The following is a 26,594-nucleotide window of genomic DNA, read 5'->3' as shown; positions in this document are numbered from 1 at the left end:
CTAATTTCGAAATCTTAAAATTTTTGCTGGAGTTCCTGCAACTATAGCATAAGGAGGGACTTCCTTATTAACTACAGAATTTGCAGCTATTACAGCATGTGAACCTATTTTTACTCCCTTCAGAACAGTACATTGAGCTCCAATCCATACATCTTCCCCTATTTCTATAGATTCAGACTGTAAAGGCTGCTTCTGCATCAACTCGCCATAAGCAGTTCCATGATTAGTGTCAATGATATAACATTGAGCTGCAATCTGCGTATTGGAACCAATAATAACACCTTTTGAAGAATGTATTATTGTACCATATCCAATCTGTACATTATTTCCAATTACAATATTTTCTCCCGAGAAATATACATCAGGCCAAAGGGATACACTTTCTCCAACAGATATATTTTTACTATATAAATGTATCTTACCACGTAAATTCACCCCCCCATATTACTAAATACCTGTTTATCAGCAATATAAAACCTATACATTCTTCTATCAATGGCTAATGCATAGTGATATAACTTTGCTATAAATTTTTGGATTATTTTCTTAAGCATAAAATTATTTCTTTTAATTGTTTCTCAAATGAACTATCAAGTTCAACAATTCTCCGAATAGCTAGCTTTCTATCTAATATTGGACAATTAAGTATTGCATCAGCAATAGCTCGTGGTGTATCATCCGAATAAAAAGATAAAAGATCAGAAACCTTAGAAACTTCTAATACTATAATCTTTGTGGATACCACAGTAAGTCCATATGAAAGATAATTTATTACTTTAGAAGGAAAACTCGTATCTGAGTATTTAAGCTCTCCTGAAACCTGTGTAGAAAGACCAATAGAACAATTAGCAAGAAGATCATCATAGTCAATTCCACTCAAGCACCCTTCATAGATAATCTCACATTTACTGATAGTCTTTATCTTCTCTATTAAATAAGTTATGTAATTGATATCTTCTGGTTTACCAAAACCTGCAATATGCACACAATAATTTTCGGGAAGATACTGGCAAGAGTTAACGGCCATCTCTGCACCCCGTTTTATACGATCAAAGATTCCGGCATATACCACATGTACCTTATTATCAAAGTATTTTCGGCTAACATAATCATTGACCAAATAGGAACCATATGACACACATGAGGGCTTATCTGAGTTCAGATGAAGTACGGAAGAGATTACATCATTTACAAGAATATAAGCGTCTGCCCGTTTGATTGACTTTATCTCTGTGTCAATCATGCTTTGAGGATGATTTCCTGCTAATGTGTACAGTTCCTCTACTTGCAATATTATCTTCGGTGTTGACCGAAATAATCTCAAAAATCGAATGGCATGACGAAAATATCTCTCATGATAAAAGACTACGATGTCATTCTTGGGAACTTTAATTAGATAAAGAGCCATTTGCAGAATATTAAACCAACGCTCTATCATTCGCAGATATTTACTTGATGAGCCAAATGTAAAACAGTACTCGATATCTATATTATCATTCATTTTTTGAATGCACCTATAATAGAAACCGTTCCATTCCCGACCTCCACTTGCAAATGATACAATTTTCGTATTATCTATACGTGAAAGTACATCTACAATATACTTCGCTTTTTTTAGGCCAGCAGGAGAATAGGCCAACTTTCTGCCGAGCTTATTCTCACCCCATATTGACATATAATGTATCATATTAAAGCCTTAAGAAGATTTTCTTTCATTTGTGGATACAGTTCAAACATCTGATTAACAGTATCATCATTTCCAGTTTTAAGACAATTTATCTGCGCTAAATGAGTCATTTGAGAATTACTTACTGTAGTATATGTTTTTGCCATAATATCTGTCGGTGCGACACGAATTCCGAAAGCTTTAGCTGTAAAAGTTATCCACAAATCATCTGCTGTAAATGCAAACTTTTTGATTTTCTCCTCATCAAATGTTTGTATAGGCATTATTCCATAAGGATACAAGCACCCACTTCCTGTCATTATCGAATACCTAAAAATATCAGGCATTTTATGTCCGTTTGATGCTCTTTGCCATACATTATACGAAGCTAAAGAATCACCACTTTCATTCAATTTAAGTATCTTTACTTCGTTGCAGACTATACAATCTGGATACAAATTGTGTGTTTCCAATGCACGCTTAATCGTATCAGGATGATAGATTATGTCATCATCAAACGTAATTACCAACTCGTAAGGTCTTTGCTCTAGAAGTATGTAGAAATATTTTTTGTGTGATCTCAAGTCATCACAAAAACGAAACTCTACTCCAATTTTCTCCAACAACTGATATGCATTAGGTAACTTCTTATCAGGAAATTGAGACGAAGCCAACCATAAAACCACCCTATTAGGTTTAACAGATTGCAACAAAATAGACTTGATGGCATAGAAACATTCATTGATACGACCAGGATATGAGGTAAGTGAACAAACTACATTAATTCCCTCACATTGTTCTAACCTACAATCTGAAACATCAACATATTTAATAAGCAAATTCTCAAGCAAACAAATAACAACATATCGATAATGATCAAATCCTCTAATTAATTTGAAACGTGACCTTTTTGTATGCTTTATAGATTCAAGTAAACTTAACAATTTCTTATACATGCTAGCGGAATATTTTTTTTATGATTTTGGTAAAATCACCATGAGTTAACCTCCATAAAAGAATCTTGGTTTTCACATACAAATGATTAATATATGTATCTCTTCCTAAAAGACGCATTCTTTGGCGTTGGTACTCTGCATCCTCAAAAACATAATGTGGATGTTTTATTGGAAACTTCAAATCATAAGATTGTTGATATGTAATTTGTCTCAATGATGGAAGAATTTTCTCCAAATTTGTATTACTATGCGTACTATTTTGTACACCAATTCCAATATTCTGAACAAGATTTTTAGTAGGAATAATCACCAATTGATTATTCAATACAGAAGCAAAAGACCAAATAGTTTCCCAATGAGGTTTACCACTTTCACGATGTGATTGACACACCTTGACATAAACGTCATCTTTTGATTTTTCTAGTGCCACAAACTTACGTATGGAGTATTCATCATCAAGAAAAGTGTATTGCTCATCCCATAAATCAGCAACCCTCTTCCATGTAGCAAATCCTGGTCCAGAACCTGCTTTTGAAAAAAGGTAGTCATAAGGAGAAGCATAGTCAGCAATATTACACATACCACATATACGATTCACACGAATATCATTTTTATAACGTTCGAGGAGTTCTTGGCAGAAAGGATAAAAACTCTGTGATGGAACGCAATCATCTTCCAAAATAATACACTCATCAACAATAGAAAATGCCCATTTATGACTATAAAATGTAGAAGGATCACATCCCCAGTTTTGTGTTTGGTAATTCTTATAAACTTCACAATCCCAATCGATATTCTCTACAATCTTACGGCAACGCTCTATACATTCTATATCGTCAAGACGACCTTCACGCGCACCATCTTGCCATAATAGGAGTCGTCGAGGTCGAGCCAAACGAACAGATTCAAAAGTTTTTTCTAAAACATCGTCCCTAACAAAAAATATGATTAAAACATTTACATCATTTTTCCACGGTTTAATCTCACCATTCATACTACTTATAACTTTTAATTAGATTAAATAACAGTGGTACTATCAAAAATATTATCCAACAAGCTTCAGATGTCTCAGATGGATTGAAAAAAGAAAAACTAAAAAAATATAATACAAGAGCTACATACTGTTTTCCATTGCTTGCGTAGTCTTTAAATATGGGTTTCAAAATTGCCCAATATGTTCTATAATATGAAATAAGTCCAATAAGACCTGTAGCACACGCAACACCTAACATTGTAGAATGAGAAGCTCCGTATATTGTTGCATTGGCAATATTTTCAGTAACATCAGATCCCCAAATTGGACTTCTTAAAAATAATTTAAAAGCGTCTATTTGAAATTTACTGCGCTGACCTGAAGCTTCAGTTACATCTCCACCACCAAACATAGATTTATTAAAGCGTATTAGTTTGTAGCCTATAGTTGTCCCCTCATATAGATCTGCTACAAATTGAAGTAACATGGGAGTCAAAAACAACAGAACAATACCTAAAATTATCAACTGCTGTTTATTTTGTTGTCCATACTCAGAATAATATAAAGAAAGAATCGAACAAAACGCAGTTAACAACAACAATGTAGTAAACTGAGCATTTAAGACAAAATATAAGAAGAATCCAAGTAATAGATAGGTTATTAGCCTCAGGCTCTTTCTTTGAAGTTTATTAACAATAAGTGTGATCAATAACACAACAACGGCTCCAGATCCATAAGCAATACCAAAACCTCCAATATTTGCAAGAGCATAACTAATCCTAAGTTCATCGTCCATTATACTAACAGCAGTCAAGCTACGCATAATATTCGATGAATATGCAAAAGCACCTATTGTGTTATACATGATATATAACAGCATTAACATAGTAATAATAGCAATAACAGCTATTTCTTTTTTATTACCTCGACTAATTATATCCTTACATAAAATTCCAGGAAACAACATACACCATGTTATTAATAATGGATGTAAAAAGCCCAACTTAAAGTTTCCCGATTTAGCAACAAAAAAAGAAATCAACATATAAGGTAATAAATTTAATACTATCGTCTTTATTGGAATGAAACTTTCCAACTTAAATATAAAGACTGTATAGAATATAAGTAATATGACAGCCAACGTTGTATAGTCGAAACCTATTCTAACAGCAGGTAATATATAAATGGCCGACAAAACAGAAACAGAAAATATATAAAAAAATGAATTTAAGCTTGATTGTTGCATGTTTATATGATAATTTATTAGGCTTTACGATAGGTTAAATCCGTTTTCTTAACCAATTGATGTTATTTTTTACTATATTCGTAGACTCCTGCAATACAATTACATGGGGCAGATTTTGTCACAACTGAATTATTTGCAATAACACTATTTGATTCTATGGTAACTCTTTTATTTATTGTCACTCCACGAGTAATCCAAGCATGATCACCTATCAACACTTTCTTTGTTGGATTTATGCGTTCGCTTGAATCCAGCTTAATAAAGAGTCTGTAATCACAACATGGATACCTTGCGAGAACATACAATCCTCTCCAATAAAAATTTTACTACCACTTTTTGCAACGGCAAGGAATGCTTCCCCAATAGTAGATCCCACACCAATATAAATTCCGCAATCATGATCTTCAAACCATATTTGTCCTTTGTTAAATACAACACCCTTATCAATAATCAGTCGATGATTATTACCTTGAATCATAACATAGACTTCTTTTGACCTCTTTCCTCTTGACAATTAGATTATCTGTACAATATCATAATTAAAAAAGCCTATATAAAAAAATTGATTCTCTTAATATTATTATCACCACACTTATTTTATAATATAAACGTTTTACACGAGTAGTAATAACTTTTATAATTCTATTCATACCAATAATTTGATTATTTACAAAGTATTAATCTCTCTGAAAAATATCTCTTGTATATACTTTTTCTTTTACATCGTCCAAACAATTATCATAACGGTTAGCAATGATAGCCGTACATAACAATTTAAATTTATCCAAATCATTAACAACTTTACTGCCAAAAAAAGTAGTATAATTATCAAGGGCCGGTTCATATATAATCACTTTGGCTCCTTTAGCCTTAATTCGTTTCATTATCCCTTGAATAGAAGACTGACGAAAATTATCACTATTTGATTTCATCGTCAACCGATAAACTCCTATTACCACTTCTTTTTCAAACTCTTGATGGTAACCATTTACTGAACTATAATTATAATAGCCTGCTTTACGCAACACTTGGTCGGCAATAAAATCCTTTCGTGTCCGATTGCTCTCGACAATCGCGCTCATCATGTTTTGAGGAATGTCTTGGTAGTTGGCTAACAACTGCTTCGTATCTTTCGGCAGACAATAGCCACCATATCCAAAACTCGGATTGTTGTAGTGCGTACCGATACGGGGATCTAAGCCTACACCTTGAATGATGGCTTGTGAATCCAAACCTTTCACCTCTGCATATGTATCCAATTCATTGAAATAGCTAACGCGCAGGGCGAGGTAAGTATTGGCAAAAAGCTTTACCGCTTCTGCCTCTTTCATTCCCATAAAAAGTATGGGGATATCTTCTTTGATAGCTCCTTCTTCTAAAAGAGAGGCGAATGTATGGGCGGCCTTTTCCAGTGCAGGGATATCGGCAATAGCTTTGATCGCTTCGTTTTCTTCTCCAAATTGATCGTTGCTAATTATTTTGGGATAGCCCACAATTATACGACTTGGATAAAGATTGTCATAGAGTGCTTTGCTTTCACGAAGAAATTCCGGTGAAAACAGCAGGTTGAATTTCTTAACTCCTTTACGTGCATACTTGACATACAGGCTACGGCAATAACCTACCGGAATGGTGGATTTAATCACCATGACTGCATTGGGATTGACACTTAACACTAGGTCGATCACATCTTCGATATGATGCGTATCAAAATAGTTCTTGACCGGATCGTAATTGGTAGGGGCAGCTATCACCACGAATTCGGCATCTTGATAGGCTTTTGCACCATCAAGTGTAGCAATTAAATTCAACGGCTTTTCTGCCAAATATTTCTCAATATATTCATCTTGGATTGGTGACTGTTTACGATTCAGCATATCCACTTTCTCAGGAATAACATCGACTGCTGTCACTTGATGATGTTGTGCCAAAAGAGTCGCTATACTAAGACCGACATAACCTGTTCCTGCTACTGCAATTTTCATTATAAAATAGATTTAATTTATTATTCCTTTCCAAACCACCATATTATGGTCGCTATAAGATGTTTCCGGAGAATAGCATGCACGACCTTTCAACGATTCCGAATAGAAAACGTAATCAATCCGCCAGAGTTTGTATAACTGACGGAAGGTATATTGGTAGCCACTTCCACAATCACGGAAACCATCTGTCAGGCCTTTCCGTAACCGATGACTGGAATTCTTATAATACAGAGCTTTTACCGAATGGATCGGATAACGGCTGTAGATCGTAGTCGGTAAATGGTCCGTACGCCGGCTGATATATTTATACAATACATAATCGAATGCTTGCCAGATACTGTCCCAATGGTAATACCCGTCGCCGGGGGCTTCTTGGAAGCAAATGATATCGGGTTGTAGCTGCTTGATATAAGCGGCGGCTTCGTTCATTGTGTACTTTCTGTTCCAATAGAAATGGCTGGCGTTGTAGGTGACTACGGTCAGAGGGGTTCCTCCTTGCTCAGTTACAGCCGGCTTATGTCAATACAGATTCCATCGGCGTAATAGCCTCCGGCCAAACAGATGATAGACAATACCGCAAAAAATAGAAGCAGGGTATTATTCAACGTTACCAAATCGTATATTCAAAATATTTTCCTTCATTAAGGATAGCGTTTCTAACAAAAGAGGTAAATCTCCTTTCATTGTTGAAAAAACAATATCGACATCAATTTTAAAGTAATGATGTGCTATCACATCCCTCAATTTCATAATCTCTCTCCAGGGAATAGAAGGATATAAAGGAAATAATTTCCCTTCGGAAAGTTTATCTATCATTTTTACACTTTCACCGATAAAAATCAATTTCATACAAACCCCATCCAAGACAAACATATCATCCGGATTCAATAAAAAATCATTGCCATTCTTTATATGAAGAGTATGAACCTGTATAACATGGATTGAATCGATCATCATATCTATCAACTCTAAAATCCGTTCAGGATTCTTTCCGTTATACATAAATCAAATCCTTTTTTATAGACTTTTCCATACGGGTTCCTGCAATGGATTCGCGTTTACGAAACAAATCTACAGAACAGCCTAAGAGTTTTTCAAGCTCAGACTTTAAACGACATAATGTAAACAAGCTCATATTAGAACTCTCATAATAAATATCAATATCGCTATCTGCCTTTTGTTCATGACGCGCTACAGATCCGAACAAACCCAGATTGCTAATCTGATATTTACGAAACAAATATTCTTTTTTGTCTCTCAGTATACTTAAATATTCCTCCGTAGTTCTCATATTCCCTATTGTTTTCCACAAAGATAGAAATTTTATTCTTTGTCCAATACTTCATATACCGAAATCATGATTCATAGCCATACAAATTCAATCTCGGTTGAATATGCCGCTCTCTGCATTGGGTAACACCTGGTTGTTTCCTCCGGCTATATTGATGATGGTCTTGACACTTTGTCCCGGCTTGATCTTTTTTATGGCAGGATGGTAACGTTCCGGCAACAGGTCGCGAAGCAATTCACGTATGGCATGGATGTTCAGATTCGCACTTCCGTTGACAAAATCCTGCGCTTTAGCAATCTGGTCTGTGTATATGGCATCCAGATTCTCCGAGACTTGTTCGACGATGTTTTGCGCATTGGACTCCGTCTGCTCTTTGATGACCGCCAGAAGATCTTCCAGGGTCATCTCATTCAGCAACTCGCTTAATTTTTTCTTTTGCATGGATTGCAAGTCCAAACGAGACGCTGATGACTCAACACAATCCTTTTCTTCTTCAATTTCATTATTTTTGCGAGAAAGCAAAAATGCTGCAATAGTAGTGGCTATTAGCGGTTCTGCAAACAAAAAAGGGAACATGATTACCTATCTATTATTTTATTTCACCTAATACATATTTACGAATGGCAATGCGGAGATTCTCCACTCCACATTCGAATGCCAACAGAGGTTTGATAGCCGTGATGAACTCCTTGCCTTTGACCAGATCCCGGCTTTTGATGCAGTCGCCCAACACATCGTTATACAGATCGGCAAGTACTGTTTTGCACAACGTGACGGAATCACTGCACGATTTGATCCGCAGCACATAATTGCGCCTTTCGACCTTGTCATGGATATATGGAGCGAGGACCTTGTCTTCTTCACAATCGGTCTGCTCGTAGATGTTTTGTATGGCCGTGGTTGCATTAGGCAACACTTGCACGTTTCCACCGCTTATATTAAAAGTACAATCTGAATGTTCCATATTCTTTTGTTTTTTATCGGATGTTTACCACTGATTCATCACCGGTTTATCACTGTTGCCCACTTAACGGGACGGCAATACTTTTGCCTGCATAAGGTTTTATAACGGATACTTGTATCCCAAACCTGATTATTCACACTTAAAAATTTTCAAGCCATGTACGAAACAACATTCCGAATCCGCCCTTACTCCAAACGCGAGTTGGCAAGTCTCTATTTCCCTGAAACGCCAACCGTCGATTCTGCCGTCTCTAACCTCCGCTTGTGGATGAAGCGAAACGGAGAAGTGTTGGAGAGACTTCGCGAGACGGGCTACCGCACGCATAGTAAAATATTCACGCCACGACAGGTACGCATATTGGTGGAGATTTTTGGCGAACCGTAAACGAAAAAGACGCAACAGAAGCGAATAACCCGACTTCCGGCTGCCTCCCGACGGTCTACCTTCGCTTCCGTAAGTCAGATGCTTTTGTAAGATGTAGCATCTTATGGCAATAGGATGATACATCTTGCATGGATAAGATGACACATCTTCCGCGTAAAGATCATACATCTTCATTTGACTCGATCGCAGAGGTAACATTTTATTAACAACTTATTTTTTAAGCGTATGATTAACTACAGTATTGTAATGAGGATGAATCCTCAAAAAAAAGATGACCCTAAAAAGGCGTATGCCTGCGCGCAAAGCAGCAGGACAATGAACATCAACCAGTTCGCAGAACATATCGCCACTCACGGATGTGTCTACAGCCGTGCGGATATTGCGGCGATCCTGACTATGGCGGTAGACTGCATGCGGGAGAATCTCTTGAACGGGGTACTCATCAAACTGGGAGACCTCGGAGATTTTTCGGCTGCTATCCGAAGTACCGGCGCTGAGAGTGCGGCTGAGTTCAAGACGGACACGCACATCGTGGCTGTAACGGTGAATTGGACTCCCGGCGAACGCTTCAGTAACTTGTTGGCCGACGCTACGTTCAATGCGGTTCCATCGCGCAAGGTCGCCCGCCTGGTATTGAAAGCAATCAAGTCCGGTGATGCTTCGGTAGACTTGACCACACCGGATGGCGGGGAGGAAGAAAGACCCGGCGAACTCTGATGAGACTTTATTTTTAATGACTAATTTCAAAATCCGAACTAAAATGAATCCTTCAAAAAAAATGACTTTTCCTATCCTGGTCGGCGGTGAAGAGGTATGTGACGAACGTACCTTGCTGACCAAAGTGGAAAGCGGATTGATGATGAGCGGGGCAGACGCGGTCCGCTTCATCGTCATCCACTGCTCCGCCACCCGTTGTGACCGTGACTATCCGGTGGAACAAATGCTGCGCGACCATAAGGCACGCGGATTCCGTACCATCGGTTACCACTTCTACATCCGCCGGAGCGGCAGCCTGACCCGACACCGGAAGTTGCTGGAGGTGGGTGCCCATATACGTGGACTGAACCGTTGCAGTATCGGCATCTGTTACGAAGGAGGACTGGATGAGAACGGCATTCCTGCCGACACCCGTACTCCGGAGCAGAAAGCCCGGCTGGAAGAACTCTTGTGGAAACTCCACAAAGTTTTTCCCAAAGCGCTGATCACAGGCCATAGCGAACTGCCCGGCATCGGGAATGCGTGCCCGTGCTGCCCGTGTGATGAATATCGCAACTTGTTCCATTAAACTAAAAATGATTCCGGGGAATGTGCCTGCCGCCAGGATGCCTTGCATCCTATCCGGCAGGTTCTTCGGGATTTTATGAGAAAGCCCTAATTTAAATGCTTACCGATTTTACTGCCAAATTTTCTTTATATCTTTCCCTATTTTTTCCATTTCAGGATAATTATAAAGCAGTTGAGATCGAAGAATTGGTTCAAAATCCGAATGCCTCTCATAAATTGCTTTATGATGTTTCTTTTCGCATTTCTTCTTTTCTTCACGTATGTGATAATTCACAATTTCTTTCCCCAACGAGACAATGATATTATATAAATTATGTCCGCGTGCATAAAGATAAGCTGTGTCTTTATGTAATCCTGCTTCTTTATACAAAGAGGCTTCTGCCTCCTGGGTAAAATCGGGAAATAAGGCTTTCAATTCAGACAACTTCTTATTTAATGTCTGATGAAGGCTATCCAATAAAGTTTTACCATTGTCTTCCACGCTTTGTTTCACTTTCGTCTGAGTTCCTAATAGTTGATGAAATTCATCTTTGAGAAAAACATGCTTTTTCGTACGCATATCGTACAAAAGATAAAGGAATAAAGGATAAACGATTTCGCCATATTGCCTTAGAAATTCCGAAACAGAGAATAAATCATCCACCTTATCATCGTTACAAGCCAAACGTAAAGCCTTTTGAAGATTCTTCGCGTAACAGTAATGATTTTCAAACGAGTAGGTATAAGTCTGCAATACAAAATGAGCAACATCCACATCGGCTTCCTTCAGCAAATACCGATAATCACTGTCTATTGCAATCAGAAATTGTTTATCCAAATGTTTTTTGTATTTCAAACATTGTTGGCATCCGCTTCCTGTTTCCCGTGAACCAAACCTGAAATAGAATGAACTATCAGCTTTATAATGTTTTAAAACAGCAGCCCAAAAACATTCATCACCTTTATCTTCCAAATAAACGACCGCCAAATGTCCATTTACCGATAACGATGCCTTATAGCGTTTCGCTTCTAACTTATAAAACTCTGATTCTTCCTGACTCATTTTTCTCGCATTATATTTCCCATAAATACTAACTTATCTCCCCAGCCATCTGCAAAGATATTTGGAGAATGTGTTGTCAGGAAAATTTGGCAATTAGGATTAATAGCAAGCAAATTTTCAATCAGTTTATCCTGCCATGCCATGTGCAAAGATATCTCCGGCTCATCCAATAACAGAACAGAAGATCTTTGCTTCATCAGAAAAACAGTAAACAGAAGGATCAACATCTGCTTTTCTCCGGAGGAGAGTTGTTCGAGGGTCAATACCGTTGTCTTTTTGTCAAAGACTATTTCATTCCGCTCATTGATCCGAATTGTTTTCCCTGTCGTTGAAAACAATTCATTGATTATACTAAATAAATCATCTATACGGGATTGACTGACATTATCCAAATCCGGATTTGTCATCGACAAGCGATAATCCGTAAAAGAGTAAACTTCTTTCTGTCTTTGATATAATAATGTATCCAACTGTTGTGTCAACTGGGATTGCGCACTTTTCTTTGATGATGGTATATCGAACGTATTCACATAATGTACCTCGAATGATGTACCTATAATCTGAGGTTTGGCTTTTTCTTCAAAGACCACATTGCCAGAGGTAGTTTGTAAAGTTACTTTTTCTATTCCTTTAATCGCTTTCGCATCACCGGACAATAGGAGTTGGAGTATTTTTAACAGCGTACTTTTACCTGATCCGTTATTACCGACCAAAATATTCACCTTAGGATCAACTGATTTCCAACAGATATCCGCAACTCCATTCCAAAGTCCCTTTATGTCGATTTGCTGTATTACCATCTAAGTTATTTTCTTACAAAGATAGGGATTTTATTCTTTATCAAGCGCTTCATATATCGAATTCTTGCTCTTGAACTCTGGTACGATTCTTTTCATCATCCGGACGGTACCCATTTTGTCTACTCTGACTGCGAGGTCGATCAAGGGGTTCATGACCGTACAGATGTCTTCGTAATCGTATTCCCGGACTTGGGCGCGGTAGATCTTTTCGTTTTCCGTAGGTAATGTATTTTCTTTCGTTGCCAAAAGTTCTTCGTACAGTTTTTCGCCCGGACGAAGGCCGGTATATTTGATCTCGATATCCTCGTCGGGGATAAAACCTGCCAGTTCAATCATGCGCCGTGCCAGATCGGTAATCTTCACAGGGGTCCCCATATCGAACACGAAGATTTCATTACCTTTCCCCATAAAGGCGGCTTCTAAAACCAAGCGGCAAGCTTCGGGGATCGTCATGAAGTAGCGGATGATGTCGGGATGAGTGACAGTCAGAGGGCCACCCTTAGACAACTGCTCGCGGAAACGGGGTATGACGGAGCCGTTGCTTCCTAACACATTGCCGAACCGGGTGGTGATAAAGCGTGTCTTGCCGGGATGCTTGCTTTTGCTGATGGCGATGCTCAGGCTTTGTACATACATTTCAGCCAAACGCTTGGAGGCTCCCATGACATTGGTCGGATTGACGGCTTTATCGGTCGAGACCATGATGAATTTTTCTACTGCATATTTAACTGCCATATCGGCCATGTTACGCGTACCGTAAACATTCGTATGGACAGCTTCGCACGGGTTCTCTTCCATCAAGGGCACATGTTTATAAGCGGCTGCATGAAACACGATATGAGGGCAGAAACGCCGGTAGATGCTTTCGACGCGGTGGATCATACGGATGTCTCCCATGACAGGAGTAAATTCGACATCGGGGAATTTTTCTTCCAGTTCCAGCCGGATGTTGTGCATCGGGGTTTCGGCACTATCGAACAAGATCAATTGCTTCAGGTCGAAATGGCAGAGCTGGCGACAAAGTTCGCTGCCGATGGAACCGGCGGCACCGGTGACCAAAACGGTTTTGCCTTTCAGGGAATTGGCGATCTCCGTCATGTTAATACGGATTTCTTCACGTCCCAACAAGTCTTCGATACGGACTTCAGGAAGGGTGCGCAACTGTATTTTACCTCCACGAAGTTCATCTATGGAGGGTAACAGCAACATGCGGACCTTCTTTTTCTCGCAGAAACGGACAAGGTGTTCGCTTTCCTCTTTTACAGCCTTATAATCGGTAAAAAGAATGGCCTTGATGTTATAGCGGTTCACCAAACGGTTGAATTCTGCCTGGTCAGATACAAAATAGACTTTATAGATTCCTATGCGCATGGAGATTTTCGGCCCGAAACAGAGAAAACCTTCAACTTGATAGGATGAGTTTTCACATAAAAACGAATCGTTCAAGAATGCCGGAGAAGATTTTTCATGCCCGAAAATCAAAAGTTTATCCTTGCTGTGGGAAGTCATGCTGCTCACCATAAAAGTATAGGTTGTGATCAAGAAGACACGGAAAATTGTCAGGATAAAGAAGGTGAGAAAGAAATCGATCACACTCCCCAACAGGAAACTACGGAAGGAAAAGGCATCGGTCACCAGGAAAAGGACAGGCAGAATGATCGTTACTTTCAGGGAAGAGGCCATAGCAATACGTCCTGTCTCGGTGAAAGCGGAGTGACGGATGATTCCTTTATAGGTCTGACAAATAAAGAAGCTGATAATGCTACAAAACGACGAGACTAAAAAAACTTGGAATATAACCAAGTTGGAATAATCATGATCTAAAATGTAACTGATTAAAGCCAGAGAAGTGATGGTCGAAAACACGGAAAGAAACAGATCAATCAAGAGAATAACCCAACGATTGATATATTTTCCTCGCGTCAGACTTAATACTAAACAACTGATTTTCATATGATTAAAAAATTAATTACCCCATACAAAAGTTCGTCAGTCCCAATGGGCAACGTACATCGAATAATCTTGGTTACAAAATCTCAAAATAAAATATCACCGATTACTGTGATATCATATGCTTGAAGCATATGATAAAAGGTATTAATACCTTTTTGCGATGAATAATATTTTACTATCATCTTGTCCTTAACTATACTATTTCTAAATAATGCAAACACTGCTTACTTTTTTTAGCCGTATAACAATGAAAGATACTCGATCTTGATTTTTCCTTTGTTAACGACTAATCACAAAGCATTGATTTGCAGATATTTATCATATAACCTATTCCATACGGAAACTCGTCAGTCCCAGAAGCAGGAAAAACGTAACAATCTGATTATATGAATATTAAGCATCATCAAAATGACTAAAAAAACGTACGTTTTTTTTAGTCATTTTATTTATGAAATATTGTTAATACTTGATTATCAGGGAGTATCAGATCTATTCATTGATACATCTGATTGACAGGAAAATAAAAAACAAATAAGAATATTTGAAATTCAAAGATTTTAAGTATATTTGCTCCCTCAAAATGACTAAAAAAAACGTACGTTTTTTTTAGTCATTTTATATTTACGGAGCTTAGTAGAGATTGATAGTTTTAATCTCTTTTTCAGAAAAATGGAGGAAGGAAGAGCTAAATAAAAAAAGGGCATATCAAATTAATGACATACCCTTCTTCAGATTCAAAACAAAGACGGTCTATTCTATTGTGCTAATCGTAGAAATCATACCAAACTTTTCGTTGTCGTTCAGGCTCCAGATAACTTCGCCTTTATCGTTGATTTCGAATACCTGAGGACTATTGGCCTCTACGGCATTCTTGTCATGTCCCTGCCAGTTGCAGACGTACAGGCCGCCATCCTTTGCAGGAAGTAGGCCGGCGACGAAGAACAGCCGGGCACCTTTGATATCGTTCTCACCGTAACGACGGGCTACTTCGCCATTGTCGAGGTTCACTTCCATCAGGGAGTGGCCGTCGCCACAGGCTACCCAGTGGTTCCCGTTAGCCAACGCCAATGTTGTGAAGGGCGTTCCTTCGAGACGGGTGATCTTCACGACTTCGCCCGCCGGAGAGATCTCGCGTACGTCGGAAGTGGCAAAAAGGGGCATTAGGTAGTTACCGCGTCCGTTCTTGTTCAACTGGCGGAACTGAGCGTGCGGATGTTCGATGCCTGTCTCATATTCGGTACGCGACAGGATATCTCCCTTCGGGCTCACTTCCATGATGACAGCCGGATGACCCACCCAGCCTAACAGATAGTTACCGTCGGGCAATACGCGGGCTGTCTGCATCTCACAAGTATCGGGAGCGGCAATATTCCAAATCTCCTGATGGTTGCGATCGATCAACTTCGCACCTCTGGCATAGGCAAAGAGGATGTTCCCGTCGGGAGTGGCAACGGCAGAGTTGCATTCCCAGCCCTTTTCGAGGGGATGCTCCCACTCTACTTGTTTGGTGTTCTTATCGATGATCACGATCTTGTTCCAACCGGAACCGCCCAACAGCAATTTTTCTGTTTTCTTCTCGCAGGAAGTAGCGGTCACTAACAGCAATGCGGAACAGAGATAGGTAAATAATTTACGCATGACTTCTTATTTTGACAAATCCTTGAACATTTCAAAGCCTTGTTCCGGTGTCAGACCTTCGTGTACGACAGCGTGTACAGCCTGGATCATAGCAGCCGGATTTTCGCTCTGGAACACGTTACGTCCCATATCGACACCGGCAGCTCCATCGTTAACGGCGTTGTAGCAGAGTTCGAGCGCTTCCTTCTCAGGCAGTTTCTTACCTCCGGCGATCACTACGGGAACCGGACAAGCGGCAGCAACCTTTTCGAAACCGTCGCAGTAGTAAGTCTTCACGATAGAAGCACCGTTTTCGGCGCATACGCGTGAAGCCAATGCGAAATAGCGGGAGTCGCGTGCCATCTGTTTGCCGACAGCCGTCACACCCATGACGGGGATGCCGTAGCGGTTACCCATATCGACAGCTTCCACCAAGTTAGCAGCCGTGATGGCTTCCTGTTCGCCGTCGCCGGCCGAAAACATGACTGCCATAGCAGAAGCATTGCAACGGATCGCATCTTCCACATCGATCAGGACGTTACGGTTCAGCTCCGTCAGGATCGTAGAACCGGCATCCGAACGGAGGCAGACGGGTTTGTTGATGTTGGCAGGAATGGAAGTCTGCAAGATACCGCGCGTACACATGATACAGTCGGCATACTGCACGAGGGGAACGATGTTCAGGTCGATACGTTCCAAACCTGAAGTCGGCCCCATGATGAACCCGTGGTCGAATGCCAACATGACGGCACGGCCTGTTTTCGGGTTGAAGATACGGGAAAGACGGTCTTTCATACCCCAGGGGTAGTTAGACGCACCTTTTACATGAAAATTGTCAAATTGAGAAGTCTGTCCGAAACCGAAATTGTTCGCTTCTCTGAACCCATCCATATCTGGCATAGCTTTTTTCCTTTCTTGATGCTTAATTTTTAATTCTTAATTTTTAATTTTTAATTTCTCAAAGCGCTTGTGCAAACGATTCGAACATGCAACTCCAGGAGGTGGCTCCGCTATCGGCATAACCGATGGAGCGTTCTCCATAGTTACGGGCACGGCCGAAATTGGCTTTCATTTCCACGGTCGAAGCGGCACCGGCAAGTGCGGCTTTTGCTCCGGCTTCAAGGATTTCCTTGATGTCGTCCGAAGGACATGCCTGGATGGCCTCTACGGCCGGGATCAGGGCGTCCATCATGGTCTTGTCGCCTTTCTGGGCTTTCGTCTGTTTCTGCACATTGGCAAGACCGCCGGCAAACATGGCTTTCACTCCGGCCGCATCCAATTCCGTTCCGGAAGCATGGTCGCTCATTCCTAAGAAGAAAGCACCCAACAGCGTACTGGTGGAACCGCTTACCTGCAACATGACGTCAAAGCCCATATCGTTCAGCATGGCTTTGAACTCCGTTCCTTTCTGAGCCGTAGTGACGATGGCGGACATGGCTGTCACGATTGCCTGACCGTGATCGCCGTCACCGATAACCGCATCCAGCTTAGAAAATTCGTCTTCGCGTTCTTTGATATTCTTCAAAGCGTTGTCGAGCATCGCCTTGAAGTTCTCGATCGTCAGTTGTTTCATATCCCGTTTATTTACCGATTGTTGTCCAGTAAGGTGCATCCGCACGTTTGTTCTTCAGATAGTCGATGTGATCTTCGTCGAGGATAGCCATGATCATCTGGAAACCGGCCTGTTCCTGTACGGTCAGGATTTCCTGGATACGGCTTACGACAACCTGGAGGCCACGGGCTTCCAGCTCTTTGTAGGCTTTACGGAAGATGATATTCAGCTCCATGTGGGTAGTCGCTCCTACGCCGTTGATGATAAGCATCATCTTGTCGCCTGCTTTCGGTTTGAGCTGCTGGCAAAGCAGGTCTACCATCTCGGCAGCGGTATCGTCGGCAGATACAAGCGGTTTCTGTCCGCCACCGCCTTCACCATGCTGGCCCATACCGATCTCCATGATGCCCTGGGGCAGGTCGGTGATCGTACCGCCGTTCTGCGGATGCGTACAAGAACGCATGGCAACGGCCAAGGTAGCGACGTTCCGGTTATAGCGTTCGGCGATCTCAACCAGTTCATCCAGTGTCTTGCCTTCTTCAGCTGCGGCACCCAAAATCTTATACAAAGGCACGCAACCGGCCAGACCGCGGCGATCTTCGGTATTAGCGCCGATACCGGCACTGATATCATCGTGAGTCAGTACTTGTTTTACCTTGATGCCTACGCGTTCTGCCAACTGGCAAGCCATGTTCGCACTCATCACGTCGCCGGAGTGGTTCAGGACAACTAACAGGATACCGGCTTCACGTTTCATCAACTGCAAAGCCTGGAACAGGCGCTGTGCACCGGGAGCGGCAAAGATGTCGCCCACAACAGAACAGTCGAGCATACCTTCGCCTACGAATCCGCTTAATGCAGGTTCATGGCCGGAACCGCCCAATGTGACGATAGCGACTTTGTCTTCACTCTTCGGATTAGCACGTACAACGATGTTTTCGCCACCTAATTTCACCTGGTCCGGGTATGCCAATACATAACCTTCCAACAATTCGGGTGTTATCTGTTCAGGATCATTTATAAATTTTGTCTTGATGTCTGACATGGTATTTTCCTCCTTCATTTGAGTTATTAATGTTGTTATTTGATTTCCATGATTTCGATGGCGATACCTTCTTCTTCGATAAAAGCGATCGTCAGGTGTTCGTCGCATACGGCCGGGCCGAAGATTACTTTCTTGCCTTTCAGTTCTTCTTCCAAAGAAGGAACAGTGTAAGCGATGTGTCCCTGTTTCTGTACCAGTTCGGGCAGACAACTGCCTTCTTCGAATTTCAGGAATTCGATGCGGTTCGGGCTTTTGCTATAGTCTGTCAACCATACACTCAGGCCTTCATTAAACATAGCCCCTTCTACTTGTTCTGTCGTTACGATACCGACGTGATTAAATGTTCTCATGACTAATTAAATTTTTAAGTGTTCGTACTATTTTTATTCGTTATCAGTTCTCTCCAATTCAAAACATATATGTTTTACACCTCCGTCTTCCATCTCCTGTACGAAAGGACAGCCAGGACAACGACTCCCCCTAAGGCGATATAAAGATAGGTGAATATTCCATGCACATTATCATTTTGACCGTATGAATGCATTCCGCTCAGGAAATAATTGACGCCGAAGAAAGTCATCAGCACGGAGGCGAATGCGATCACGGATGCCAGGTTGAACAGCCAGAGGTTATTCCAACGTTTCACTAAATGGAGATGAGTCACTACGGCATAGACAACCATCGTGATCAGCGCCCAAGTCTCCTTCGGGTCCCAGCCCCAATAACGGCCCCAAGACTCATTCGCCCAGACAGCACCGAGGAAAGTGCCGACGGTCATCAGGGCAAGCCCCACCCACAGCGCCATCTCACCCACAATGCTCAATTCGGTGATGCGGGCTTTCAATATCCCTTTGTTCTTCTTTCCGGCGACGGACATCATCACCATATCGGTCAACCCGATCAGGCAACCGATGCCGAAAAAGCCGTAAGCGGCGACAATGACCGCCACATGGAACATCAGCCACGGCGATTTCAGGACCGGTACGAGCGGATTGATCTCCGGATCCATCCAGTTCAGACCGGACACGAAGAGGATGATACCGCCGAACAGGGTAGCCAGCGCAAAGGTGATCGTACTGCGACGTGCGAACAACAACCCGCCAAGAACAGTCGCCCACCCCACGTAGACCATCGTCTCGTAGGAGTTGCTCCAGGGAGCATAGCCGCCGATATACCAGCGCATCCCCATACCGAACATATGATAATGGAAAACGACCAGTACGCCGGCTCCTAACAGCCATACGGCAACCTTCATCCAACGGCTCCGGCGGAACAGCATCGCGAAAGAAAGGACCAACAACAGTCCACCCAAGACCAGATACCCGATCTTGCAATAGCGGAAGACATCCATCTTGTTATATTTCAGTTCGGCCTGCATACGCTTCGGGCTGATATCGAGCGTCTTGTTCTTGGCTTGCTGGTAGGTGTCGATCATGCCGACCACTTCATCGGCTTTCGCCCAATCGCCGCTCTTCAATCCTTCCTGCACTTCGCCTAAATACCAGTCGAGAATGCGGGAGACGAACATGGAGTCTTTACCGCTAAAGGCAGAAAGATCGTCACCGGGGGCATACCACTTATGATTCGGATCATCTTCTTTCGGGAAGAGGTTCAGCATTTGGTGGTTGACCAACTGGTGGAAGATGTTCAACTGCTCGTCCAGTTTCATCAAATCCTTGTCGAAGCGGGTCCGCCGGGCAGGCATCTTGTTATAGGCTTCTTCCAGCTTTTCCTGCAATTTATAATTGCCGTTGCTGTCGAATACCTGAATATAGGCACATTCACCGTCGGTCAGGTCATAGTAGGCGGCCAGTTCGGGATTGGACAGGGCGATGAAAGGAACACGCATCCACATATCCGGCATAGCTAAAAGGCTCAACAGGAACTGGTCGGAATTCAACTGACCGATCTTGTCCGACTTATGGAGCTTACGGAGAATCTCCGAAGAGAAAGTGTTGACCGGCATCATACGGCCGCTACCGGACTGGAGCGGGAGGGCGCCGAAGCGAGCGGCATGTTCCGGGCTCACCGCATATTTCTGCACGGCATCGAGCATCGGGGAAGTCTTCCCGCCGGCATGTACGGACAGGGAAACAGCAAGGAGCACAAGCAACATGACCGTTACATGGGCCGCCTTACGCAGTTCTTTCAGGCGACGGCTCTGGCGCATGAAGCGGGAGTCCTTACCGACCAGACAAAGGATCAGGCCGATGACCAGCAACAGATATCCGGTATAGGTGATGTTCCGTCCCGCCACATCGCGGTTGACGGAAAGGATGGTTCCGTGTTCGTCCTGGTCGTATGAAGCCTGGAAGAAACGGTAGCCTTTTACATCCAATACGTTATTCATAAAGATTCGCTCTTCGCGGTCCTTCCCGTCCACATGGACGATCACTTCGCTCTCGTAGGAAGAAGGGCTGGCGGAACCGGGATAGCGGGTCAAGGTGAATTTCTTCAGTTCAACGGAAAAAGGCAGGGTATGAAAAGTCGTGTTATCGGAAGTGCGGACAGCAATCTGGTTGCTTGTCTCCCCTTCACGCAGATGCAGGATTCCTTCTTCGCCGAAAAGAAAAGAGGTCAGGGCGCCGAGAAGGATGACGATAAAGGCGAAATGCGTCAGGATCAATCCCCATTTGCCACGTTTCAGGTATTGGTGTTTGATCGTAGCCGCGATAAAATTGACGACTAAAAGGAATTGGAGCAGGAAAAACAAGGGGGAATAATAAACCATTGCTTTGGCTGCTGCTGTACCGTGATACTTTTCGATGAAAGTGGCAACGGCCAGGCCAAAGGCATAAATCAGTAACAAGACGATCGTCGTTACAAAGGAGGAGAAAAATCTTTCGAGATTTGTTTTCATTTACTTTTTTATTAGAGTTCACAGATGCGGCAAATGTACGCAGATTAATCGTTTGATGAAATAACCGGCGGCAATCTGCCACATCCGTGCTCTCTATAGGTTCATAGATATAATCTATTTGCTTATCAATCTTCAATGATCATACGGAAGCCGACATTGAACACACGCTGGTACGGATAGTAAGCCTTACGCGTATGGGAAGCCGCATACTTCGGACGGTCGATATAAGAACCGCCGCGGGCCACCTTGTATTCGGATGTCTCTTTCGTCTTTTCATTATACGGGTACGATACATAGTCGGAACGGGTCCATTCGGCTACGTTTCCGTGCATGCTGTACAGACCGAACGGATTGGCTTCGTATGCCTTGCCGCCGACCTGAACCAGGTTACCGTCGTCCACGCTCTCTTCTTTCGGAAGGAAAGTATAGTATTTGTACCACGGGTTGGTCTTCGCCATCGGCTGCGGGTCGACACCGTAAACGGCAAGCAGCAAGGTAGTCTTGTCTGCCAGGTTGTCCTTCTTGCCGAAGTCCGTGTGCATGTCGCCATACCAGAAATCCTGGTCGCTACCGGCACGGCAAGCCCATTCCCACTGAGCTTCGGTCGGAAGCGTGATCTTGAGACCGGTCTTTTCACTTATTTTCCGGCAGAATTCCATCGCATCGTTGTAGCTGACACGGATGACAGGCTGTTCCGGTTTATTGGCCGGATACCCCTGGTTCACGTGGTCTTTCCACTGCTGGTCGACGAAACGGCTGTCATGATCCGGGAAGACAACGTTGAACTGTTCGTTCGTCGTTTCCAACTCGGCCATCCAGAAGGCTTTGTCGATCTTCACCTTGGCAGTAGGATAAGCATCCGGTTCGCCACGGTAGCTACCCATCACGAATTCACCGGCCGGAATACGGACGAAGTTGACTTTCACGCCCGGAGCGATCTCGACCACCTTACGGGTTTCCTTCTCCTTGGCCAGCATTTCCTTGATCCGGTCGGAACCGAACGGCCAACCTTTCACCTTCACGTTCTTTTCTTTCACGGCAGCCGCCTTTTCAGGCATTACCGGGGTGATCGGGCCTTGCTTCTTCAGGTAGTCGGCATAGTCGGCGATCTCCTTCTTCCAGTCGACACCGGCTCCGTTTGCATATTTATCGGTCAATTCCTTACGACGCTTGATCTGGTCGAATCCTTTATAAGGAAGTTCAGTCAATACGTTCGCATTGAAATACCCTTTGTCGGGAGCGTTATAGTCGATCCAATTGTAAAGCGTCTTCCATTCCTTATCGGTCAGTTTCACGTTGTGATGACCTTTCTTCAGCAAGCGAACCAATTCACTCGTGTTAGGATGATATTCATACGGTTGCAAAACGACCATATCGCCTTCGCCGCCCTGACGATGCACATACGGATGCAGGTTCAGATAGGACGTGCCGTAGCCCAAGTTGTCTTTCGTTCCGCCACGCAAATCGAAAGCCTTTCCTTCACCGTTATGACAGGCGATACATGCGCGATCCAGGATCGGCTGCACTTCCAGGTCGAACGTGAAAGAACGCGTGCCGCCTTCCGGCAAAGTCAAGACTGACGGAGCTTTCTGCGAAGCGATCACACGTTTCGGAATCGCAATCTGGTTCTGGTCTTCGTGGCAACCGATACAAGAAACCACTTCGCCCGGCTGACCGGTCACCCAGCTTCGCATCCACTGGATGGCGACACCATCCTTATCCAACGGCTGGATAGAGATCGGCGTATTGGCAGGCGCCTTGAAGATCACGGAACCGTCTTCTTCGACCGGAACCGTACCCAACATACGTTTAATATCCCAACCGGACTGGATTCCGTGCCAGTTATGATCGGAACGAGTCTTTACATACGCATATTCGTAAGCATGCAGGCGCAGAGACTTGACCGTACCGCGAGGAATCCCCCTCAGACCCTCTCCTTCGTAGATGTCCTGGATAAAGAAGGTCGCTTCCTTTTCATTCAGTTTCACACGGTCGGGAATGGACGGAGGCGTCTTCGTCTTGCGCACCAGGATCGGGCTGATATAACCTTCACCCTCTGCCTGCATCAGGCAAGTCACGTTGTCGTAAACATCCACCAGATAAAGTCCCCACAAAGCTTGCGGGTCCAACTTGGCTGCCACCAGGAAGTATTTGTCGTTCAGCGGAGTCGGTTTGATGAACTGCGGCCAAACGCCGTTTACCAGCTGGTCTTTGATTTCTTCCTTGACCGGACGGTTGCGGTGAGGGATTTCCTGTACCATACCGGCTGTGCTCTTACGCCCCTTGGTCGGGTCGAAGATAATCATACGGCCGGAACGCGCCACACCGTGGTGACCGGAGATGATACCGACGAACGCCGAACCGTGGCCGGGCAACGGCTGCACGTCGAACGTACTGTTCGGGAACATCGCGCCGCTACCGTAGAGGGCTTTGTTTTCCGTTCCGTCCGGGTTCATGTGCATCACGATACGGGAATAGTAGTGGGTCAGGTCGGTGTATTCCCAACGGGTGTACATCACGCGACCGTTATTCATGATGACCGGGTTCCAGTTGGCATCCTGGTCGAATGTCAGGCGGCGCATGCTCTTGTCTTTCGGATTGTACAGCACCATGTTACCTACCGCATCGCTACCGTTCACACAAGGAACTCCCTGATAGCCGATGTTGGAGATAGCGATCACGCGTCCGTCGGGCAGGTAAGTACCATCGTAGAACTCCAGATCCGGCTCGTCGTTTTCCACAAGCGGCTTGAAACCTGTTCCATCCAAGTTCACTTCATAGATGTTCCAACGCTTGTCGTCCTGTGTCTGTGTGAACATCACGCGGTCCCCGTTCCAGTGCAGCTTCAGGTCGGCGATGGAAGAACCGTTTGCCGGTTTGTAGACCCGGCGCATCTGCACATCGCCACGCAGGTTGGAGAGTTCGACGATCTCGGCATCGAAACCGGAACGGCCGGCAGACTCCTGGTTACTCCAGTTATTGGCCTGCGTACCCAAGGAAGGAGACATGATGAAGTGGGCATCCGAACCGACCTTGAAACGAGCCGCCACGATCTTGTCGGCATCCAGCAACGGGTTTGCCAGCAAGATGGCACGTTTGTATTCCAATGCCTTTTTAGCATCTGCCATCGCCTGTGCGTCCTTGGAATAGATACCGTTGAAACCTTTCTTTTCCAAACGGATCAGTTCGTTCAGCATCGGTTCGTATTTGGCGGCATCATACCCCTTCTGCTTCTTCATATCGGCAAAAGCGAGTTTGACAGCCTCGACATTCAGCCAGTCCAGTTCCCTCTGAAGAGAAGCCAGATCTTGGATTTCCTTGATCAGCTCAAGATACTTACGCACCTGTATTTCGAAATTCTTTTCACCGGCAATCTCTCCTGCCAGCTTGGAATAATAAGAACCGTCTTTCAAAGAAGCGATCGCCTTATCCAACGCCTGTTTTTCCACTGAAGCGTCCGGTGTGACCAACCAAGTGTCAAAACCGCCTAAGACAGGATCCATCAGGCCGATCTCGTTCGGGAATCCGGCATTCAGTTCTTCCGCAATCTTGCTCGGCAAGACATTCACCGCCTCGAAGTAAACACTACCCCCGCTCGACGAGTCGTCGATTCCGACCTCTGCTTCAAAACGGACATATTTGTTGTCGATCGGATAGACAAGCGTTCCGTTCGCATGGCAGAACACGCCGTGCTTATATTCCTTTCCGTTGATCACGATCTCATGGTCGTATGCATTCGTGTTCATCTTGGGTTTTGCCCAACCGGCCACGCCATATTCATAGGGGACTTCGTCCAACCATACGGCCGTACCATCCGCTTTGATCAAGCGGGCGTTCGCCCAAACAGCCTGGTCATAGTCCGTACCGTCCGTACCACCGGAAGTGATCAGAACCAGCTTATCCACGCCTTTCAAGTCAACGACAAATGATTCCGCCTTCGCTTTATGCTTCATCCAAGTCGAGGTGATCGGCATCCCGGCTTTCTTCAGCTTCGCCAGCACCTCCGTCTTTGCCTTAACAGAAGCATCAATCCACGTTTCCACCTTCTTCTGCTTGGGCCCGGCAGACACCATGACAGAAGAAGACAGAAGGAGTGATACTAATAAATAGTATTTGTTCATGTAATAAATTATAAGGTATTATACTTATTATAACGCAGCTTTCGTGTTGGTGAAGCGCAAGCCGTCATTATCGTGGTAGCATGCCCATTCATCAACAATAGCGCCTTCAGGACCAGCCATCATAAAGTGGAATGTTTCCAGTTTTTTCAGGCGAAGAACGTCACCTACATTCTGTACGACGAAGTTTTTGCTCTTGATCGCACCGTGAGTAGCAGGAATAGCAGGAGCATTCGGAGTTTCGTCACCTACTTCAGAGAAGTTGTAAACCCATCCCTTTTCAACCATCCAAGACTCATGTTTGGCCGGGAATTTGGTCTTTACATGTGCGTGTTCGGGGATCATCTGTCCCGGAAGCAGGTAGATCGCGTGAGCGAAGTAGCCGTATTCAGGATCGTTGATCCAGAAAATACCGCCCATACCTACGTTTTCAAAATCGCCCAGACCGAAATCAGTCACCCACATGTCCTTAGCCATCAGTTCGGTGAAAGGAACACCGTAGAAAGCGAACATGTCTTTCATTGCTTCCATAGCAACATCCTGTTGGAACTTGCCGTCTTTGTAGAAGTCGGCATTTGTGTACTTCTTTGAATACTTCATTTCTTTATTATTTTTACAGTTAGCATTGTTGTTACATTCATTCTTGCAGTCGCTTCCGCACTGTTCGGTGCATTGTCCTTCGCCTGCCGCTGCGCAACAGGTTGCTTCGCCAGTAGATGTTTTGCCGGTACATGCTGCCATAGAAAGCAGAAGAGCTCCCATAGCGGCCGATTTCATAAGATTCTTTTTCATTTTTTCTCTTGTTTATTTAGTTAGTAATAGTTGTTCCTTATCTATTCCCTGCCGAAGAAACTTGCG

The 26,594-nt window shown here is 43.6% G+C and carries 27 protein-coding genes; 3 read left to right on the top strand and 24 right to left on the bottom strand.

What is annotated here, in order from left to right; all coding sequences use genetic code 11:
* The 13 genes from ACW6QF_RS11400 to ACW6QF_RS11340 all read right to left on the bottom strand — a co-directional run bounded on the left by ACW6QF_RS11400 (nt 1) and on the right by ACW6QF_RS11340 (nt 9,081).
* Nucleotides 1-435 carry an acyltransferase gene (locus ACW6QF_RS11400; protein WP_298554495.1) on the bottom strand — a complete coding sequence of 145 codons (435 nt, stop codon included), beginning with the start codon at nt 433-435 and terminating at the stop codon, nt 1-3.
* Between the two features lie 103 nt (nt 436-538).
* The gene (locus ACW6QF_RS11395) at nt 539-1,675 is read right to left on the bottom strand and encodes a glycosyltransferase family protein (RefSeq protein WP_298554498.1); all 1,137 of its coding nucleotides are present in this window, start codon (nt 1,673-1,675) and stop codon (nt 539-541) included.
* 8 nt (nt 1,676-1,683) lie between these two features.
* Nucleotides 1,684-2,622 carry a hypothetical protein gene (locus ACW6QF_RS11390; protein WP_456087919.1) on the bottom strand — a complete coding sequence of 313 codons (939 nt, stop codon included), beginning with the start codon at nt 2,620-2,622 and terminating at the stop codon, nt 1,684-1,686.
* A gap of 1 nt (nt 2,623) precedes the next feature.
* Nucleotides 2,624-3,616, bottom strand: coding sequence for a hemolysin activation protein (locus ACW6QF_RS11385; protein WP_456087918.1), 993 nt, complete (start codon nt 3,614-3,616; stop codon nt 2,624-2,626).
* Between the two features lies 1 nt (nt 3,617).
* The gene (locus tag ACW6QF_RS11380; RefSeq protein ID WP_456087917.1) at nt 3,618-4,841 is read right to left on the bottom strand and encodes a hypothetical protein; all 1,224 of its coding nucleotides are present in this window, start codon (nt 4,839-4,841) and stop codon (nt 3,618-3,620) included.
* A 62-nt stretch (nt 4,842-4,903) separates the two neighbouring features.
* The gene (locus tag ACW6QF_RS11375) at nt 4,904-5,059 is read right to left on the bottom strand and encodes a hypothetical protein (protein WP_456087916.1); all 156 of its coding nucleotides are present in this window, start codon (nt 5,057-5,059) and stop codon (nt 4,904-4,906) included.
* 14 nt (nt 5,060-5,073) lie between these two features.
* A complete protein-coding gene (locus ACW6QF_RS11370) occupies nt 5,074-5,319 on the bottom strand; it encodes a hypothetical protein (protein WP_456087915.1) in 246 nt (81 codons plus the stop codon).
* A gap of 199 nt (nt 5,320-5,518) precedes the next feature.
* On the bottom strand, nt 5,519-6,826 hold the full coding sequence (locus ACW6QF_RS11365; RefSeq protein WP_456087914.1) for a nucleotide sugar dehydrogenase: 1,308 nt from the start codon (nt 6,824-6,826) through the stop codon (nt 5,519-5,521).
* A 12-nt stretch (nt 6,827-6,838) separates the two neighbouring features.
* On the bottom strand, nt 6,839-7,255 hold the full coding sequence (locus ACW6QF_RS11360; protein WP_456087913.1) for an endonuclease/exonuclease/phosphatase family protein: 417 nt from the start codon (nt 7,253-7,255) through the stop codon (nt 6,839-6,841).
* A gap of 168 nt (nt 7,256-7,423) precedes the next feature.
* Nucleotides 7,424-7,828 carry a HepT-like ribonuclease domain-containing protein gene (locus tag ACW6QF_RS11355; protein WP_456087912.1) on the bottom strand — a complete coding sequence of 135 codons (405 nt, stop codon included), beginning with the start codon at nt 7,826-7,828 and terminating at the stop codon, nt 7,424-7,426.
* Nucleotides 7,821-8,117, bottom strand: coding sequence for a nucleotidyltransferase family protein (locus ACW6QF_RS11350; protein WP_456087911.1), 297 nt, complete (start codon nt 8,115-8,117; stop codon nt 7,821-7,823). Before ACW6QF_RS11350 ends, ACW6QF_RS11355 begins: the two co-directional genes overlap by 8 nt.
* 87 nt (nt 8,118-8,204) lie before the next feature.
* Nucleotides 8,205-8,558: a hypothetical protein gene (locus tag ACW6QF_RS11345; protein ID WP_298554523.1), complete on the bottom strand. Its 354-nt coding sequence runs from the start codon at nt 8,556-8,558 to the stop codon at nt 8,205-8,207.
* 148 nt (nt 8,559-8,706) lie between these two features.
* On the bottom strand, nt 8,707-9,081 hold the full coding sequence (locus tag ACW6QF_RS11340; protein ID WP_456087910.1) for a hypothetical protein: 375 nt from the start codon (nt 9,079-9,081) through the stop codon (nt 8,707-8,709).
* 156 nt (nt 9,082-9,237) lie between these two features.
* Here ACW6QF_RS11340 and ACW6QF_RS11335 point away from each other — a divergent pair, with 156 nt between their 5' ends.
* The 3 genes from ACW6QF_RS11335 (at nt 9,238) to ACW6QF_RS11325 (ending at nt 10,750) form a co-directional block, all read left to right on the top strand.
* Nucleotides 9,238-9,465, top strand: a complete 228-nt coding sequence (locus ACW6QF_RS11335) for a DUF4248 domain-containing protein (protein ID WP_298554528.1) — start codon at nt 9,238-9,240, stop codon at nt 9,463-9,465.
* 225 nt (nt 9,466-9,690) lie between these two features.
* Complete coding sequence (locus ACW6QF_RS11330) at nt 9,691-10,182, top strand: HU family DNA-binding protein (protein ID WP_298554532.1); 492 nt, start codon at nt 9,691-9,693, stop codon at nt 10,180-10,182.
* Nucleotides 10,183-10,243: 61 nt separating this feature from the next.
* A complete protein-coding gene (locus tag ACW6QF_RS11325) occupies nt 10,244-10,750 on the top strand; it encodes an N-acetylmuramoyl-L-alanine amidase (protein ID WP_456087909.1) in 507 nt (168 codons plus the stop codon).
* Nucleotides 10,751-10,858: 108 nt separating this feature from the next.
* Here ACW6QF_RS11325 and ACW6QF_RS11320 read toward each other — a convergent pair whose 3' ends face one another.
* The 11 genes from ACW6QF_RS11320 to ACW6QF_RS11270 form a co-directional block, all read right to left on the bottom strand.
* The gene (locus ACW6QF_RS11320) at nt 10,859-11,791 is read right to left on the bottom strand and encodes a DUF4435 domain-containing protein (protein WP_456087908.1); all 933 of its coding nucleotides are present in this window, start codon (nt 11,789-11,791) and stop codon (nt 10,859-10,861) included.
* Entirely contained in the window at nt 11,788-12,591 is an 804-nt protein-coding gene (locus tag ACW6QF_RS11315) for an AAA family ATPase (RefSeq protein WP_456087907.1), read from the bottom strand. The genes ACW6QF_RS11320 and ACW6QF_RS11315 overlap by 4 nt, the downstream gene beginning before the upstream one ends.
* A 30-nt stretch (nt 12,592-12,621) precedes the next feature.
* A complete protein-coding gene (locus tag ACW6QF_RS11310; protein WP_298554545.1) occupies nt 12,622-14,544 on the bottom strand; it encodes a UDP-N-acetylglucosamine 4,6-dehydratase family protein in 1,923 nt (640 codons plus the stop codon).
* 750 nt (nt 14,545-15,294) lie between these two features.
* Nucleotides 15,295-16,182 (bottom strand): beta-propeller domain-containing protein, encoded by an 888-nt coding sequence (locus ACW6QF_RS11305; RefSeq protein ID WP_298554548.1) that lies wholly within the window; start codon nt 16,180-16,182, stop codon nt 15,295-15,297.
* 6 nt (nt 16,183-16,188) lie between these two features.
* Nucleotides 16,189-17,061, bottom strand: coding sequence for a 3-hydroxy-5-phosphonooxypentane-2,4-dione thiolase (gene lsrF, locus ACW6QF_RS11300; protein WP_456087906.1), 873 nt, complete (start codon nt 17,059-17,061; stop codon nt 16,189-16,191).
* Nucleotides 17,062-17,119: 58 nt separating this feature from the next.
* Entirely contained in the window at nt 17,120-17,734 is a 615-nt protein-coding gene (locus tag ACW6QF_RS11295; RefSeq protein WP_298554553.1) for a DAK2 domain-containing protein, read from the bottom strand.
* 7 nt (nt 17,735-17,741) lie between these two features.
* The gene (locus ACW6QF_RS11290) at nt 17,742-18,758 is read right to left on the bottom strand and encodes a dihydroxyacetone kinase subunit DhaK (protein ID WP_298554631.1); all 1,017 of its coding nucleotides are present in this window, start codon (nt 18,756-18,758) and stop codon (nt 17,742-17,744) included.
* 35 nt (nt 18,759-18,793) lie between these two features.
* Nucleotides 18,794-19,108 (bottom strand): hypothetical protein, encoded by a 315-nt coding sequence (locus ACW6QF_RS11285; protein WP_008148365.1) that lies wholly within the window; start codon nt 19,106-19,108, stop codon nt 18,794-18,796.
* 74 nt (nt 19,109-19,182) lie between these two features.
* Entirely contained in the window at nt 19,183-21,618 is a 2,436-nt protein-coding gene (gene ccsA / locus ACW6QF_RS11280) for a cytochrome c biogenesis protein CcsA (protein WP_456087905.1), read from the bottom strand.
* A gap of 125 nt (nt 21,619-21,743) precedes the next feature.
* A complete protein-coding gene (locus ACW6QF_RS11275) occupies nt 21,744-25,739 on the bottom strand; it encodes an SUMF1/EgtB/PvdO family nonheme iron enzyme (protein ID WP_456087904.1) in 3,996 nt (1,331 codons plus the stop codon).
* Nucleotides 25,740-25,766: 27 nt separating this feature from the next.
* Nucleotides 25,767-26,528 (bottom strand): cupin domain-containing protein, encoded by a 762-nt coding sequence (locus ACW6QF_RS11270; RefSeq protein WP_298554565.1) that lies wholly within the window; start codon nt 26,526-26,528, stop codon nt 25,767-25,769.
* Between the last annotated feature and the right edge of the window lie 66 nt (nt 26,529-26,594).

Source organism: Parabacteroides sp. (assembly GCF_977054455.1).
The sequence above is the reverse complement of the archived record's forward strand: the minus strand, read 5'-3'. Positions and strand labels throughout refer to the sequence as shown.